Here is a 13215-nt window from a genome sequence, read left to right as displayed (position 1 = left end):
GGGGCAATCAGATTGCAATCTGATTGCCCCGCGCCTTTTTTATCCTGAGACAACCGTCCCTTCCTTCGCCTCACAAGCACACATAAGTGTGCTCATGAGTACCCTCCCGATGCCTTGACATAAGCCACGACGCCAACCCAGTACATAGTCACCAAGATAGCTCGTCGAACGCATTCATTGCGCTGCCCGCTTTTAGTACTGATCACACCGGGCTGCGCAAACGCCAATCAATGTCCCTTGAAGAGATCCATGATCTCCTGGCGCTCGGCCGGATTCACGTTGGGCGGCGGCACGCTCGGAGGCGTCATTCCGCCAGGACCAACACCGCCCACCGCATCGCTTGCACCTTCAAGCGGATTCGCTGAATCCACGCCGATGCTCGCGACAAAACCATTGCCCGGCGTTTTATCGGCAAAGAACAATTCGCCGTCGATAGTCGTCAAACCATCAGGCATCGCCATGGGTTGTTGCGGGACATTGGCGAGCGCCCGTTGCATGAACTCCACCCAGATCGGCAACGCAAGTTGCGCGCCGAACTCACGGCCGCCAAGCGACTTCGGCTGGTCGTAGCCCATCCACGCAATCGCCACGAGTTGATGCTGATAACCCGCGAACCAGCCGTCCTTCGCGTCGTTGGTCGTACCCGTCTTGCCCTGCAGGTCGTTACGCTTGAGCACGTTGGTTCCCGCACCTGTCCCACCAGTGGCGACCGAATGCAGCAGGCTGTTCATTATGTACGCGTTGCGCGGTTCGAGCGTTTGCGGCGCATTGCTGCCGGCGATCAGCGGATTGGCGCGCGAGATCACCGTGCCGCGGGCATCGGCTACTTCACCGATCAGGTACGGATTGATCCGCGAACCGCCGTTGGCGAACACGGAATATCCGCCAGCCAGTTGCAGCGGCGTGACAAGACCGGCGCCCAGCGCGAGCGGCAGATAAGGCGGTGTCTTGTCCACATCGAAACCGAAGTTCTTTGTGACGTAATCTTGTGCGTACTTCGTGCCGATGTACGAGAGGATCCGAATCGACACAAGGTTCTTCGACTTCTGCAAGGCCGTGCGCATGGACATGGGGCCATCAGGCTGGTCGTCGTCCTTCGGCTCCCATGCCTGGCCGCCCGGTGTGGTCGGCGGAAAATACAGCGGTGCGTCGTTGATGATAGTCGCCGGTCCAAGCCCCTTTTCCAGCGATGCAGAATAGATGAACGGCTTGAAGCTCGACCCTGGCTGGCGCCACGCCTGCGTGACATGGTTGAACTTGTTCTTGTTGTAATCGAAGCCGCCGACCAGCGCGCGGATCGCGCCGTCCTGCGGCACGAGAGAAACCAGCGCACCCTCGACTTGCGGCAACTGCGTGATGCTCCAGTTGCCCTTCGCGTCCTGCATTACGCGCACGATGGAACCCGGCTTGATCCGCACCGCGGCCGATGCATTGCTGCGCAAACCGGCTGCGACGAAACGCAAGCCGTCGCCGGTAATGGTCGCCGGGTCAGCGTTGACGAACGTCACGACCACCTGCTTCGCATTCACCGACGTCACCACGCCCGCGACCAGATCGCCGTTGTCAGGGTGATCGGCGAGCGCGTCGTCGATCGCTTCGTCGCGGTCGTCCTGGTTCGTCGGCAAATTGACGAACCCTTCCGGCCCGCGATACCCGTGGCGCCGCTCGTAATCCATCACGCCCTTGCGCACGGCGTTATACGCCGCTTCCTGATCGGCGGAATCGATGGTCGTGGTCACTGAAAAGCCACGCGTGTATGTCTCATCGCGGTATTGGGCGTACATCATCTGCCGGACCATTTCCGCGACATATTCGGCGTGCACGCTGTATTCCGTGCCCGACACACGCGCATGTATTTCTTCGGCGCTGGCTTGGTCGAATTGCGCTTGCGTGATGAAATTCAGCTCGAGCATGCGCTTCAGAATGTATTGCTGACGAATCTTCGCGCGCTTCGGATTGACGACCGGGTTATAAGCCGACGGTGCCTTGGGCAAGCCCGCAAGCATCGCGCATTCGGCGAGCGTCAGATCCTTCAGGTCCTTGCCGAAATACACCCGCGCCGCCGATGCAAACCCATACGACCGCTCACCCAGATAAATCTGATTCATGTACAACTCGAGAATCTGGTCCTTGGTCAGCGCGCGCTCGATCTTGTAGGCGAGCAGCATTTCGTAGATCTTGCGCGTGTAGGTCTTCTCGCTTGAGAGGAAGAAGTTACGTGCGACCTGCATGGTGATCGTGCTTGCGCCTTGCGACGCGCCGCCGTGCATGATGTCGCTCAAGCCCGCCCGTGCAATGCCGATGAAATCGACGCCACCGTGCTCGTAGAAGCGGTAATCCTCGATCGCGAGGACGGCCTTCTTCATCTGGTCGGGAATCTCGTCGAAGCGCGCGATCCGACGCCGCTCCTCACCGAATTCGCCGATCAGTACGTGATCCGCGGTGTAGATCCGCAACGGCACTTTCGGCTGATAGTCCGTGATTGCGTCGAGCGAGGGCAGGTTCGGCCCCATCACGACCAGCGCATAACCAATGATCAGCGCGCCGACGATTGCCGCGACGGCGAACAGCCCGACGAACCACAACACGATGCGCACCGCGATCGAGGGTCCGGCTGAAGACTTGGCGGTGGGTTGACGGTAACGATTGGGACCATCTTGATCCCGGTCATCGCGTGGGGCGTTCGAGGAATTCGGTCGTTTGATGATTGGCATGACTTGGATTGAACGGCGCGCCCATCAGGCGCCCGGTGCGCAACGCCGTGAAACCGCGTAACGATAAATGTTGGGGTGAGCGAAAGCCGTGGCCGGCTCCGCCGTGTAGCCGATGTGTAGCGCTGCGGCCTGATCTAACCATGGCAGCGCTCAAACAAGCACTTCCATGAAATGGTTCCAGACTGCTGCGTCGCGTGCCGTTGCCCCCGGACTGGCTGCGCGTTCCCGTGAATGGCTGTTATAGCATTGTAAGAAAAACCGCAACACTGGCGGCCACGCGCAGAATAACAGCGCATTTTAAAGAATTCGAGCGCCGAACACCGGCGGCGAGAGGATTTTTTTGTAAGTAAATCCGGTGTAGTGGGCCGCCGTGGCTGGCATGTCTGTCGAGACGGCCTCTCTTGACGCTATCGCGGAGGCGGCTTTAGCACCGCCATCTCGATATTGCAAGCGGTTGATATGGGTAGCGTGCCAAGCACCACTCGGGGAGTGTGACTGCGCGCACGAGAAGTTGGCAAACCGATATGATGGAAACGTTGGTTGCGTGGTTTGCCGTACCGCCGCGCACGCCGAAAGCGCATCAAATGGCGTTGCCCGTGTCGGATATCGGCCGTTCGGACTTGCCCAGCCCTGCTTGCGAGGCGCTAATGACTACCAAACCCAGCGAACGCATCGTTGTTTTTGTCACTCCCGCGCAGAAACTTGCGATCACCAGCACCGCTGACGGCCTTGGCGTGAGTGTCAGTGAGCTCATGCGGCGTGCCATATTGAGCTTCAACGCGACCAGCGAGCAGGTGAAGGCGGCAAGCCTCGTGGACCGGTTGCGTGCACCGAAAACACCTGACCTGCTGAATGTCGCGCTGCGGCAAGTCGCCGAACGTGCTGCCGCGCGTGAAGCGCGGGACGCGGCACTGGTTGCCAAGGTGGCGAGCAAACGCACATTGGCCGCTGAAGGGCCTAAATCTTTGCCCGCGCCTTTGCCCGCGCTTGAACCGCAAACGGACGATGTCCTGCCGCAAACCTGCGATTCCGGGGAAGACCTGGGTGCATCGGATGAATCGGACGGAGACGCGTCGTTTTCCGGGCGCGCCTGAAAGAGCAAGTCGCCTGTTCAGTCGAGCGGGACCGCACGCGTGGTAACAGCGACCGCAACGGCCGAAGCGATCGCGCTTGCCACCGCGCCCCATGCTACGTCTATAAACACGAGCGTCGTGCTCCAGCCTTTCAGCGTGGCGAGGTTGGTGAGGTCATAGGTCGCATACGCTACTATCCCGAACACCGCACCGTTGACCAGTCCGCGCAGGGCGCTCTGCCCCGCGACGCCCGGCACGACGCAGAAATACACCAGGCCCGCTATGTAAATCACATAGAAAACCGCCGCCGCGCAGAAATTGGGTTTCGGCAGCAATAAATCCCCTATCTCCCGTTGGTACAAATTCCGCGAAATCACGCCGAGCCAGATGGCGTCGAGGATCAGGAAAACGACGGCTGTAACGGCAAACGCAATGACAAGCATTTTCGACATGGTTGATCCGTTCTAAATCCGTTCAAAAACTTGAATTTGCGCAGCGGTACTCGCTAATTCAAACGCATGGTGTACCGTTAAGATAAACCGGTTAAGCCCGGTTTAAGCCGTTGCATGGTTTAATACCCCGGTCAAAATCTGGACGCGGCGCGCACGAAGCATGCGGACCAGGTTTCGTGCACTGCCGGCTGAACCCGCCTTCAATGCGCGGATGCCCGCTTCGCAACAAAGTGTATCGGCGAGCTTGCAATCCGTGCGCCCGGCCTGATTTATCCGACGCGTGGCGCCGTGGGCGCCGCGCTTAATCAAACGTTGGCGAACGTTCACAGAATGTTCATCGAACGTTGCTGCTTGGCAGCCGACTTTATTTCCGGAGGAAACTCATGTCGCTTTTGGATTCCATCTCGCGCACCGTCAAGGGCTTGCTGAACGACGCCGCCGACACCGTGCAGGACCCGTCGCGGGACGCTCGCCAGATCGTGCGCGAACTCGACGACAGCATCGCGAAGGCCGAGAATTCGCTGATCGAAATCGAGGCGCAGGTCGCCACGCAGCAAAGCAAGCGCGACGTTGCCGCCGAGAAGGCGAAGAAGTATGAAGACGGCGCCAAGCGCGCCCTGCAAAGCGGCGACGAAGCGCTTGCCCGTGAAGCGCTGGGTGCGCAGGCAAACGCCGAAACAGAACGCGATGCGCTGGCCGCCGAGTTGGTGACCCTGGTGCCGTCGGTGGATCATTTGAAGCAGCAGATCAACGACATGCGCCAGCGCCGCAACGAGCTCAACTCGCGGTCGAACATTCTTCAGGCCAAGCAGCAGATTGCGACGGCAAAAGATGTAGCGGCGACGGCGCTGGGCGGGATCGGCGGCAAGAACCTGTCGGAAGACTTTCAGAAGCTGGAAGACAAGGTCCAGCTATCGAATGCCCGCTCGGACGCACGGCTGAACTCCGCTGATCAGAAGAGCGGCAAGGCGCTCGAAGACAAACTTGCGGCGCTCACGAGTGGCCCGTCTGTCGAAGACCGCCTGGAAGCGCTCAAGAAACAGATCAACACGCCGACGCAGTAAAGTAGCGGCCAGGTCTTCGTTCTGAAGCCAGCGCGGGGGTTTGGTGCCGGCCGGTGAGCAATTCAGGATCAAGAGCAGGATCAAGGCTTGCGCCCTTTCAGGTGAACGCCTGACAGTGTGCTGGCAATGAGTGCAACCTCAAGCCGACGCGCGGTCGAAGGCGCGGCGAACGGCGCAGTAGCGCGGTTCGCCGCGAGCAGCATTGGGGTATTGCATCGAAATGTCGCATGGAATGGAGACGGGTGCGAACGCCCCGGTCCGCAGATGAAAAAATATGTAATGGCTGTAGTTGCATCGCTGATGCTGGTTTCGGCAGCGGCCTTTGCGGCTGTGCCAACCGCCGGCCAGATCGAGCAGTCGATGACGCAAGGCAACTGGAGCCAGGCCGACTCGCAGTTGAACGAAGTGCTGCAGGCGCATCCGAACAACGCCAAGGCGCATTATTTGTACGCGCAAGTGCTCGACCGCGAAGGCCGTTCCTCTGACGCACTCGCTCAGGTTCAACAAGCGCGCACACTCGATCCCGCCATTAAATTCACCGATCCATCGCGCTTTAACGCCATGGAAGCGCGTATTCGCTCGGATGCGAATCGGGTGAATTCGTCGAGTAATACGTCTAACTCGACGTCTGGCTCGGTTACGCGCAATCCGTTCAATCAAGGCGCCATGGCGGCTCCCGAAAAGCACGGACCGTCGATGGGCATGTGGGTGTTGCTCGCAGTTCTGTTCGTCGGGATTGCGCTCGTGCTGCGCTGGGGTCTGAAACGCGCGCGCTCGAACGATGACGGCCAGACCGACGCTGATCGCCGCACGCAACTCAAGCGCGCCACGGAGCTGCTCAACGATGTCCGGTCGCTGAAGCTCGACGTGCGTTTATCGACTCAACCGGGTCATGAGACGATGCTTCAGGAAGTCGAAGGCATCGAGACCCAACTGCGCCAGATGGTCGAAGCGCTCTCCAATTCGAAAAATCCCGTGCCACCCTATGCGATCGAAGATCTGGCGAACCAGATCGACAGCGTGCGGGCGCGTTCGGAAGGCCGGCCCGATCCGCGTGCCACAGCAGCACCGGTAAATGCCGACGGCCAGTCAGTTTATGCCCAGGAAGCTGAGCGCTTTGGGCGCAACCCGCAAGGACAGCCGCCCTATTCGCCTTATCCGCAACAACAGCCGCCGGTCATCGTGCAACAAGGTGGTGGTTTTGGTGGCGGCATGGGCGGATTGCTGACGGGCGTGCTGCTCGGTGAGGCGATGTCCGGCGGCAACCGCGAGCGCGTGATCGAGCGCGACGTTCCGGTCGACGACGACGAATTGCGCCGACGTCGTGGTACCGACGGCAACAACGGCGGCGGCCTCGACTTCGGCAACGGCTCGAACGACTGGAGCGACAACGGCGGCGGCGTCGACTTGGGCAGCAACGATTCCGGCAACTGGGACAACTCCTGAACTGACTGCCCGCTGGATGTTAAAAAGCTCCGAACGAATCATCCAGATTCGTTCGGAGCTTTTTTATTGGCACAGAAAATCTGTCGCAAAGCAGGCCTGTATCGGGCCTGTATCGGGCCTTCACCCGCCTCCCAGAAAGCGCAGCAACGCCCACAGGAATTTGAGGAATCCCACAACAAATTCCCAGATGCGTTCGAGTTGATCCCAATTCGCGACACGCAGGAGTGCCTCGAAGATCATGTCGACGGGGTGCACTGCACGATATGCTGCGACGCGGATGAAAACGGTAAGGGGCAATGTAAGCCAAACAGCGGGTCAAGGTTCATGACCCGCATGATAGCCGTTACAAACCACTGCCGTAGATCGCGTACCCTTACCCCGCGTTACCACTTTCCGGTTCGACTTCGTCGGTCAGCGCTTCCTCCAGGCGTTTGAAAATCCGCTTCGTCGCGCCGCGTGCATGGAGCGCGAAGAGCAACAGCGATCGTCCGGTTACCTGGTAGGTCGCACCCGAATCGAAGTCTTCCAGCTCTTCGCGGATCGGCGCATTGGTATCGATCAGGCAACTCCACTGATCGCTACCGGGAATCTCGGGCAACGTCAGGTCCACCACGTCGTGATGCGCATTGACCACGATCAGCAGGGTGGCGTCCGATGCAGGACGGCGAATGCCCGTTGCCTGCGCGCGCCCGTCAATCACGAGCCCGAAGCAGCGCATCGACGGATCGTCCCATTGTTCCGGCGTCAGCTCCTCGCCCGATGGGCTCAGCCATTTCACGTCGGAGAGCTGCAGGTCTTCGTGGAACTCGCCCGTCAGGAAACGTCCGCGACGCAGCACCGGCAACGTGTGCCGCAGGGTCGTGAGCTTGCGCACGAAGTCGTTCAGCGCGCGGCCTTCATCGTCGATGTCCCAGTTGACCCAACTAATGTCGTCGTCCTGGCAATACGCGTTGTTGTTGCCCTGTTGCGTGCGGCCGAATTCGTCGCCGGCGAGGATCATCGGCGTGCCTTGTGAGAACAGCAGCGTCGCCAGCATGTTGCGTTTCTGGCGTTCACGCAGTGCGCGGATTTCAGGGTCGTCGGTCGGGCCTTCCGCGCCGCAATTCCACGAGCGATTGTCCGAGCTGCCGTCGTTGTTGTCCTCGCCGTTTGCGTCGTTGTGCTTCTCGTTATACGAGACGAGGTCGTTCAGCGTAAAACCGTCGTGCGCGGTGATGAAGTTCACGCTCGCCCACGGACGGCGGCCGCGATGGTTGAATTTATCTCCGGAACCGGTGATACGCGTGGCCAACTCCGCCGCCACGCCCTCTTCTCCCTTCCAGAACTCACGTACGGTATCGCGAAATTTGTCGTTCCACTCGGCCCAGCCCGGCGGGAAACCACCGACCTGATATCCGCCGGGACCGCAATCCCAAGGCTCGGCGATCAGCTTCACGCTGGAGAGAATCGGGTCCTGGCGGCAACTGTCGAGGAACCCGCCGCCTTCGTCGAAGCCATCGGGCTCGCGGCCAAGGATAGTCGCAAGATCAAAGCGGAAACCGTCGACGTTCATCTCGGTGACCCAGTAGCGCAGGCTGTCGGTGACCATCTGCAGCACGCGCGGATGAGACAGGTTGAGCGTGTTGCCCGTGCCGGTATCGTTGATGTAATAACGCTTGTCGTCGGGTAACCGATAGTACGAAGCGTTGTCGATACCCTTGAACGACAACGTCGGCCCACGCTCATTGCCTTCGGCGGTGTGGTTATAAACCACGTCTAGAATGACCTCGAGGCCGGCTTCGTGGAAGCGGTCGATCATCTGCTTGAGTTCCGCGACCGCGCCCGGGCCTTGCGCAAAGAAACGCGGATCGGCGGCGAAAAAGCCGATCGTGTTGTAGCCCCAGTAGTTGGTGAGACCTTTATCGGTGAGATGGCTGTCGTCCACGAACGCGTGGATGGGCAGCAATTCAACCGATGTCACCCCCAGGCTTTTGATGTGCTCGATCACTTCTTTCGTACCCAATCCCTCGAATGTGCCGCGCAAGTGCTCGGGTACAGCCGGGTGGCGCTTCGTGTAACCGCGCACGTGGGTTTCGTAGAAGATGGTCTGTTCCCAAGGCACGCGAACGCGCGTCGGGTGGACCCATGAAAAGCTCTGATCGACCACCTGGCACTTTTGCACGAACGGCGCGCTGTCGCGTTCGTCAAACGTGAGGTCGTCGCCGTCCGCATTCAGCGTGTACCCGAACACCGCCGGGTCCCACTTCAGCTCACCCACATGCGCCTTCGCATACGGGTCAAGCAACAGCTTGTTCGGATTGAAACGATGCCCGTTCTCCGGCTCATAAGGACCATGCACGCGATACCCATAGACCGCGCCCGGTTTCAACCCGAATAGATAGACGTGAAAGACTTCATCGGTATATTCAGGCAATTCGATGCGTTCAAGCTCCTTCTCGCCGGTGTCATTGAAGAGGCACAGTTCGACTTTCGTAGCGTGCGCGGAGAACAAGGCGAAGTTGACGCCCTCGCCGTCCCAGGTCGCGCCTAAGGGAAACGGCGAGCCTTCGGCAATGCGGATATCGTGTGCCATGTATGCGTGTGTCCAGGTGTTGGATGCTTCAATCAATATGTGATGATGCTTCTACCCGCAGAACCGTTAGCGGATTTGCGGGTTGCGCGTCGATCGTTATTCGTTAGCCGCTGAATCGTCTACCGGGATCGGACGACAGATTCGCGGCGCCGTGAGTGCAACGTCATCCGGAACCCACGGGCAGAAGAAATAGCAGGTTTCGTGCCCATCGCTGAGCATCCTTTTCGGACAGCCTTGCGCTGCGGCAGAGGATGCAGGTTGATTTGATGTCCCGGCTCGCTCCTCCGGCCAGTGAAGAACCGTCCGCCTATGCCGGCGGAGCCCGGGACTGTACGAAGTCGCTGCTGGCGTGCATCGTGCTCGTGCGTCTCGCTGTATCGCGCTCACGTGTCCTGCCTATCCTGCCTATGCGGCCCGGAGCGTTCGTGAAATCGCTCGCCCCCTACGCGTTCGATCAACCCGAGGAAAGCTGCCTTGCCCACCCAACCCGCTGCATCAGCGAGTCCGCCGAGCAGGCTGTCCGGTACGTCCATCGGCAGCGCGGGGGAAAGCCGTGTGCTTGGCCGCGCGCTGCGTGACTCGGTTCCCTTCGACGCGCACGCAGCCTGGCAGCCGGAAAACGGCCGTCCGGACGCCGTGGCGCGGGTGCTCGCCAACAACGCCGGCCGGCAGGAGCGGCTGATCCCGCTGCGCATGTCACGCATGGCGGCGTCGCCGTTTGCGTTCCTGCGCGGGGCGGCGAGCGTGATGGCCTGGGACCTTGCGCACACGCCGTCTATCGGTCATCACGTGATGATCGACGGCGATGCGCACCTGAACAATTTCGGCCTGTTCCGCACCCCCCGGCAGGACGTGGTCTTCGACTTGAACGACTTCGATGAAACACTGGTCGCCCCTTGGGAATGGGATCTGAAGCGGCTCACCGCCAGTATCAACGTGGCGGCGCGTGAAAACGGAGTCGACGCCGCTGGCCGCGAGCGCGCCGTGCGCTCCGCCTGCACCGCCTACCGGACCACCATGTCGACGCTGGCGCAGATTCCCGCCTACGACCTGTGGCAAATGCGCTCGTACGCGAGCGTGTTGCATATCGAAGCGCCGGTCACGCTCGACTCTGCGGAGAAGGCGACCATTGCCAAGGCCGTTGAACGCTCGACCAAGCGGAGTCACGCGACGATGCTGGCACGTGTCGCCGAGCCGGATGGCAAAAGCTGGCGTTTTCGCGACGAGCCGCCGATCCTCACCCGTCTTGACGCGGCGCAGAAAAATCACGTTATAGAAGGGCTGCGCGGGTACCTGCAGACCATCGCGGGCGAATGGCGGACGATGCTCGAGCGCTACGACGTGGTCGATGTCGCGCATCGCGTGGTAGGCGTGGGTAGTGTCGGGACGCGCGCGTATTTGTTATTGCTGCTCGGACGGGCTCATGCCGACCCACTGTTCATGCAGGTTAAGGAAGGCATTGTGCCGGCCGCCGCGCCTTTCGTGCCGGCGCTCGCTGAACCATTCAGCCATCAGGGACGGCGCGTGGTGCACGGCCAGCGCCTGCTGCAGAGCTCGTCCGACCCGTTGCTTGGCTGGACAACCATTTCGGGCCGCGACTTCTACGTGCGGCAGATGAAGAACATCCGCGGCTCTATTCCGGTCGACTGGCTGCACGGCGCGACCTTCGATTTCTACGCCTGGTGCCTCGGCTTGCTGCTCGCGCGCGCTCATGCGCGCACCGGCGATGCCGCGCTGATCGCCGGTTATTGCGGCAACTCGGATCGACTGGATGCAGGCTATGCCCGATGGGCGGAAAGCTACGGTGCGCAGACCGTGGCCGACCACGCCGCATTTGTCCAGGCGATCGCACAGGGGCGCGTGATAGCTTCACCGCCCGAGAAAGCGTAGCAGTGCGAGGCGAACAAGAGAGCGAACGAACAGAGCCCTTCGCCAAACCCTGTCCGATCGGCCGATGACGTCAAAAAAACCCGGGACGCAGATGCTAGCGATTAGCTATCATTGTCGTTATCCGTTTAAATACGGTGAGAGCCTGAACAGAAAAGCAAAGCCGGGACGGCGGCTGGGAATGAGGAAATGAGGAAAACGGACGTCGTCGAATGGCACATCCCTTGCTGCCGATTCTTATGATATTTAATGGAGGAAGCAACGCATGAGCATGATTCAGGAGTTCAAGAGCTTCGCCCTCAAGGGCAACGTGATGGATCTGGCGGTCGGTGTGATTATCGGCGGCGCGTTTTCGACCATCGTCAATTCGATCGTCAAGGATCTGATCATGCCGGTCGTGGGGCTGGTCACGGGCGGGCTTGATTTTTCCAACATGTTCGTCAAGCTCGGCAACATCCCGCCCACTTTCAAGGGAAATCCCGACTCGTACAAAGACTTGCAAACGGCGGGTGTCGCCGTGTTCGGTTATGGCTCGTTCATTACCGTGCTGATCAACTTCATCATCCTGGCGTTCATCATTTTTCTGATGGTCAAGTTCATCAACAAGCTGCGCCGTGCCGAGGAGCCAGCACCGCCGCCCGTGGCAACGCCGGAAGACGTGCTGTTGCTGCGCGAGATCCGCGATTCGCTGAAAACTTCGCCGCGCGTTTGACCTGTGGGTCCGACCCAAGGGTCTGCCCTGATTTTCTAAAGCATCAGCGATTGCAGAAAAGCCCGCGACGACCGTCGCGGGCTTTTTCATTTTTGGGCGCAATCCGGCGCTTGGTGGCCTTCATGACACGCGTTTGAATTTTCCTGGTGAATTTTCATCGCAGCGGGGTTTCGTAGGTCTATTATTGAGACTGAATGCCATGCGAGCCGCAGCAGGGTTATCGGCATGATTCGTGCGCCACCGCTAGGCCGGTCGAGCCTGACCGGCGTGCGGTGTCCTAAACTGAATCGCCGTGAATCCACCACATCGATGTGCTATAAAAGATCGACGTGTCCAGACAAACGAGCGGCCCGCCAGACGGGAGTGGCCGCATGAGGACGCTGCGTTTTTTGCAATTCTTTTTCAGGCGAATTTTTATGTCCTTCCCGAAAAAGCGTAGACGCGCAAAGGTCGACGGCGACGAGTCTTTTCTCGCCGTGCTTAGGCATTTCAAGCCGTTCGGTCAACTCGACACCAAGATTGCACGCGCTCGCGCACAGGACGAACCGGTTTTGTACGCGCACGTGTTGCCGGGGCTCGACGTGCTTCTTTGCAGCGTTCGTGGCGCGCAACCGCCATATCCAGCGGTGGAGGAGTTGCATCGCCGGTGCATCGAATGCATCACGAATGCGCTGGAGCAGCCTCTCGACGGGCTCGAAAATGGTGGCTATTGGTATGAAGCCAACGGGTTTGGGGTTCTTGTGTTTGCGAGCCGGGCAAGAACTCAGATTTTGAGCGAATTCGGCGCATCGGCGAGTGCAAGGTCCAGGCGCGGCGCGCGGCGGCAGGATGCGGGCGATGCTGCGTCAAGGCCCTTGCGGTAGTGTTCGCACCGGTGGACGCGGTTGGGGCGGTGTGGGCTTCCGGGGCTGGTGGTCGGAGTAAGTGCCCGGATGCCAAGTTCCTGCGTTAGCGGTCGGAGTCATCGCCGGGTTGCTGCTTTCAGCCTTAGTGGTCTGCTTGAGTTGGCTCATTTCTTTAGCACTATTAGCCACTGCGCGTGGCGGCGCGTCATTTCTTGGTCCTTAGCGACAAAGAAACGAAGCAAAGAAAACGCTTTCAAACCACGCTACCCTAAGTGTCCACAGCGTGCAGTTCCCATTCATAGGTGCCCCAAAAGCACGGTGCTCGCCAGAGCCACCGATGTTTGAACCCCTCCTTCTCCGAACACGGGTTCTGACGCGCTTCGCCACCAGTGACTGAACCTGCCCAAGGTTCACCCCGCGCTATCCGCGAACAACCAACCACCAAATTAG

At 59.9% G+C, this 13215-nt stretch carries 10 protein-coding genes; 6 read left to right on the top strand and 4 right to left on the bottom strand.

Going from position 1 to position 13215, the window contains the following annotated elements:
* Positions 1-227: 227 nt before the first annotated feature.
* Positions 228-2714: a penicillin-binding protein 1A gene (locus BSU04_RS19285; protein WP_089162136.1), complete on the bottom strand. Its 2487-nt coding sequence runs from the start codon at positions 2712-2714 to the stop codon at positions 228-230.
* Between the two features lie 524 nt (positions 2715-3238).
* Here BSU04_RS19285 and BSU04_RS48815 point away from each other — a divergent pair.
* Positions 3239-3808, top strand: a complete 570-nt coding sequence (locus BSU04_RS48815) for a hypothetical protein (RefSeq protein WP_256983047.1) — start codon at positions 3239-3241, stop codon at positions 3806-3808.
* 17 nt (positions 3809-3825) lie between these two features.
* Here the strand turns inward: BSU04_RS48815 and BSU04_RS19275 are convergent, their stop codons facing one another.
* Positions 3826-4239, bottom strand: a complete 414-nt coding sequence (locus BSU04_RS19275; RefSeq protein WP_218827319.1) for a DUF2177 family protein — start codon at positions 4237-4239, stop codon at positions 3826-3828.
* Between the two features lie 383 nt (positions 4240-4622).
* Between BSU04_RS19275 and BSU04_RS19270 the strand changes: the two genes are divergently transcribed.
* The gene (locus BSU04_RS19270) at positions 4623-5303 is read left to right on the top strand and encodes a PspA/IM30 family protein (RefSeq protein WP_089162135.1); all 681 of its coding nucleotides are present in this window, start codon (positions 4623-4625) and stop codon (positions 5301-5303) included.
* Positions 5304-5567: 264 nt separating this feature from the next.
* Entirely contained in the window at positions 5568-6749 is a 1182-nt protein-coding gene (locus BSU04_RS19265; RefSeq protein WP_089162134.1) for a tetratricopeptide repeat protein, read from the top strand.
* 120 nt (positions 6750-6869) lie between these two features.
* Here BSU04_RS19265 and BSU04_RS47735 read toward each other — a convergent pair whose 3' ends face one another.
* Complete coding sequence (locus BSU04_RS47735) at positions 6870-7004, bottom strand: hypothetical protein (protein ID WP_256983049.1); 135 nt, start codon at positions 7002-7004, stop codon at positions 6870-6872.
* Positions 7005-7122: 118 nt separating this feature from the next.
* Positions 7123-9321, bottom strand: a complete 2199-nt coding sequence (glgX, locus tag BSU04_RS19260; protein ID WP_089162133.1) for a glycogen debranching protein GlgX — start codon at positions 9319-9321, stop codon at positions 7123-7125.
* Positions 9322-9795: 474 nt separating this feature from the next.
* Here glgX and BSU04_RS19255 point away from each other — a divergent pair, with 474 nt between their 5' ends.
* The 3 genes from BSU04_RS19255 (at position 9796) to BSU04_RS19245 (ending at position 12783) form a co-directional block, all read left to right on the top strand.
* On the top strand, positions 9796-11211 hold the full coding sequence (locus tag BSU04_RS19255; protein WP_089162132.1) for a DUF2252 domain-containing protein: 1416 nt from the start codon (positions 9796-9798) through the stop codon (positions 11209-11211).
* A 262-nt stretch (positions 11212-11473) separates the two neighbouring features.
* Positions 11474-11920: a large conductance mechanosensitive channel protein MscL gene (gene mscL, locus BSU04_RS19250; protein ID WP_089162131.1), complete on the top strand. Its 447-nt coding sequence runs from the start codon at positions 11474-11476 to the stop codon at positions 11918-11920.
* Positions 11921-12291: 371 nt separating this feature from the next.
* Positions 12292-12783 (top strand): hypothetical protein, encoded by a 492-nt coding sequence (locus BSU04_RS19245; protein WP_089162130.1) that lies wholly within the window; start codon positions 12292-12294, stop codon positions 12781-12783.
* Positions 12784-13215: the final 432 nt, after the last annotated feature.

The sequence above is a fragment of the Caballeronia sordidicola genome, from assembly GCF_002220365.1.
Lineage (GTDB): Bacteria > Pseudomonadota > Gammaproteobacteria > Burkholderiales > Burkholderiaceae > Caballeronia > Caballeronia sordidicola_C.
Note: the sequence above shows the minus strand (reverse complement) of the source record. Positions and strands in the feature narration are given on the sequence as shown.

Excerpts from the sequence above, each read along its gene's own strand:
- BSU04_RS19285 (WP_089162136.1), bottom strand. The coding sequence starts at position 2,714 with ATGCCAATCATCAAACGACCGAATTCCTCGAACGCCCCACGCGATGAC.
- BSU04_RS48815 (WP_256983047.1), top strand. The coding sequence starts at position 3,239 with ATGATGGAAACGTTGGTTGCGTGGTTTGCCGTACCGCCGCGCACGCCG.
- BSU04_RS19275 (WP_218827319.1), bottom strand. The coding sequence starts at position 4,239 with ATGTCGAAAATGCTTGTCATTGCGTTTGCCGTTACAGCCGTCGTTTTC.
- BSU04_RS19270 (WP_089162135.1), top strand. The coding sequence starts at position 4,623 with ATGTCGCTTTTGGATTCCATCTCGCGCACCGTCAAGGGCTTGCTGAAC.
- BSU04_RS19265 (WP_089162134.1), top strand. The coding sequence starts at position 5,568 with ATGAAAAAATATGTAATGGCTGTAGTTGCATCGCTGATGCTGGTTTCG.
- glgX (WP_089162133.1), bottom strand. The coding sequence starts at position 9,321 with ATGGCACACGATATCCGCATTGCCGAAGGCTCGCCGTTTCCCTTAGGC.
- mscL (WP_089162131.1), top strand. The coding sequence starts at position 11,474 with ATGAGCATGATTCAGGAGTTCAAGAGCTTCGCCCTCAAGGGCAACGTG.
- BSU04_RS19245 (WP_089162130.1), top strand. The coding sequence starts at position 12,292 with ATGAGGACGCTGCGTTTTTTGCAATTCTTTTTCAGGCGAATTTTTATG.